Annotated in this window: 1 protein-coding gene; it reads left to right on the top strand. The window is 52.4% G+C overall.

Annotation, left to right across the window (positions count from 1 at the left end; all coding sequences use genetic code 11):
* The coding region (locus AUR66_RS11400; protein WP_197409750.1) for a helix-turn-helix domain-containing protein at positions 1 to 299 on the top strand (299 nt) is incomplete at its 5' end.
* Between the last annotated feature and the right edge of the window lie 258 nt (positions 300 to 557).

A 557-nucleotide genomic window follows, 5' to 3' on the forward strand; every position in this document is an offset into this window, starting at 1 on the left:
TTCGCCGAGAGGATCTCAAAGCGATAATCAACGGACTTCGGTCGCTTGGGTCGGTCGAGCTACGGAAATTGAAACCATTCTCAGGACCCTCCACTCGCCTTTCTAAGCGGCAGGCAGAAGTCGTCGAGTTTGCGCTCGAACGAGGATACTACGACTGGCCACGAAGGACCACTGTCGAGGCGATCGCCAGAGAGTTCGACGTGACTCGGCCCACCGTGTTGGAACACCTTCGAAGAGCCGAAAAGAAACTTCTCAGCGACGCTCTTGCGGACGCTTCCAGACCTGCAAATCCTCAGTGAGAACCAACCGCCGCAATTTGCCCTCCTCTTCGTCCGATGTAGGACACATTAACTCCCGATATATCTCGGGTCACGACTCAATTCATATTTAAAGAGCCAACAGGAGTAGGCATTACTCCTGTGTCATATACCAGTGTTGGTATGTTTGTATTTGCCATGAATGATGAGCACCAATCTCACGATGGCCGTGGTAGCAAGATACGAAAACCGTCACGTCGGAGCTTTCTGACAGCGGTTGGCAGTGCAACAGCAGTGGCA

It is taken from the genome of Haloferax profundi, from assembly GCF_001469865.1.
In the GTDB taxonomy this organism is placed as follows: Archaea; Halobacteriota; Halobacteria; order Halobacteriales; family Haloferacaceae; genus Haloferax; species Haloferax profundi.